The organism is Streptomyces sp. SID14478 (genome assembly GCF_010548525.1).
In the GTDB taxonomy this organism is placed as follows: domain Bacteria; phylum Actinomycetota; class Actinomycetes; order Streptomycetales; family Streptomycetaceae; genus Streptomyces.
The window spans coordinates 1-1865 of the sequence record NZ_JAAGMG010001327.1; the positions used below are offsets into that span (position 1 = coordinate 1).

Consider the following 1865-nt stretch of genomic DNA (forward strand, 5'->3'; position numbering starts at 1 on the left):
GCACGCGCGCGCGTGGTCGGGTTTTCCGCGGCACGCGCGCGGAGCGCCGCCTGGGCGGCGTGCCGGTCGCGGCCGGCGAACAGGGCGCGGGACAGGGCCAGGGCGCTGCGGCGCTCGTCCGCGGACAGGTAGCGGTTGCGGGAGGAGAGGGCCAGGCCGTCGTCCTCGCGGACCGTGGGGACGGCGCCGATCTCCACGTCGAAGTTCAGGTCGCGCACCATGCGGCGGATCAGGGCGAGTTGCTGGGCGTCCTTCTGCCCGAACAGGGCGACGTCCGCGCGCGTGAGGTGCAGCAGCTTGGCGACGACGGTGAGCATGCCGTCGAAGTGGCCGGGGCGGGCGGCCCCTTCGAGCCGTTCGCCCATCGGGCCGGCGGTGATGCGGACCTGGGGCTGCCCGCCGGGGTAGACCTCGTCGGCGGACGGCGCGAACACGGTGTCGGCGCCCGCCCGTTCGGCGATCTCGACGTCGGCGTCCAGGGTGCGCGGGTAGCGGTCGAGGTCCTCGCCCGCGCCGAACTGCAGCGGGTTCACGAAGACGGTGACGACGACCTCGCCGTCGGCGCCCGCGCGGGCGCGGGCCGCGCGGATCAAGGTGGCGTGGCCCTCGTGCAGGGCGCCCATCGTCATGACGACGACGCGCTGCCCGGTACGCGTGCGTGCCCGCAGTTTCTCGCCTTCGTGCAGCAGGGCCACGGTCATCGGGTCTCCTCCGCGCCGGTCGCGAGGACGCCCAGCAGGTCCTCGGCGAGCTCCGGCTTCAACAGGCCGTGCGCCAGGGCGCGGTCGGCGGTCGCGCGGGCCATCGCGAGGTATCCGGCGACGGTGCCCGGGGCGTGCTTGCGCAACTCGGCGACGTGCGCGGCGACCGTGCCGGCGTCGCCGCGTGCGACCGGGCCGGTGAGGGCCGCGTCGCCGGACCTGAGCGCGTTGTCCAGGGCCGCGCCGAGCAGCGGGCCGAGCATCCGGTCGGGGGCGGTGACGCCCGCGTCGCGGAGCAGTTCCATGGCCTCGGCGACCAGGGTGACCAGGTGGTTCGCGCCGAGGGCGAGGGCCGCGTGGTAGAGCGGCCGGCTCTCCTCGGCGATCCACTCGGGTTCGCCGCCCATCTCGATGACCAGCGCCTGCGCGGCGAGGCGGAGCTCTTCGGGCGCGGTCACGCCGAAGGAGCAGCCGGCCAGTCGCTGGACGTCGATGGCGGTGCCGGTGAACGTCATCGCGGGGTGCAGCGCGAGCGGCAGGGCGCCCGCGCGCAGGGCCGGGTCGAGGACCTTGGTGCCGTACCGCCCGGAGGTGTGCACGAGCAGTTGTCCCGGGCGGATGGAGCCGGTCTCGACGAAGCCCTCGACGAGGCTCGGCAGCACGTCGTCGGGGACGGTGAGCAGCACGAGCTCGGCGCGCGCGAGGACCTCGGCGGGCGGTACCAGCGGCACGTCGGGCAGCAGCGCGGCGGCCCGTCGCACGGAGGCTTCGGAGACCCCGGAGACGGCTACGGGGCGGTGCCCGGCCAGTTGCAGGGAGGCGGCGAGCGCGGGGCCCACGCGGCCCGCGCCGACGACGCCGACCGTGAGGCGGGCGGGGCGTTCGCGAGGATCCGCGGGTTCGGATCGCGGGTTCGGAGGTGTCACGAGGCGGCCTTCCGTTCCAGTCCGCTCGGGGTACCGGACGATTTCTCGTCATGTTAACGCTATCTGTGCGCGGGGGTCTCGGCCGTCCACAGGCTGTGGGCAAGCGCACGCGGCGTAGGACATGATCCGGAGCATGAGCGACACCGACGAGATCGAGGAATCCGCGGCAGCGGAACAGGCCGCGCGGCGGCTCGCCGCATGGCGGGGCGCGGACCGCGTGCTGGCACACCGGCCGCAG

2 protein-coding genes are annotated in these 1865 nt (G+C 75.0%); both read right to left on the reverse strand.

The window, feature by feature from the left end:
- Positions 1–701 (reverse strand): pantoate--beta-alanine ligase (panC, locus tag G3I40_RS42060; protein WP_164560064.1); only part of this gene is annotated, 701 nt, incomplete at its 3' end.
- The gene (locus G3I40_RS42065) at positions 698–1627 is read right to left on the reverse strand and encodes a DUF2520 domain-containing protein (protein ID WP_164560065.1); all 930 of its coding nucleotides are present in this window, start codon (positions 1625–1627) and stop codon (positions 698–700) included. The genes panC and G3I40_RS42065, both read right to left, overlap by 4 nt.
- Between the last annotated feature and the right edge of the window lie 238 nt (positions 1628–1865).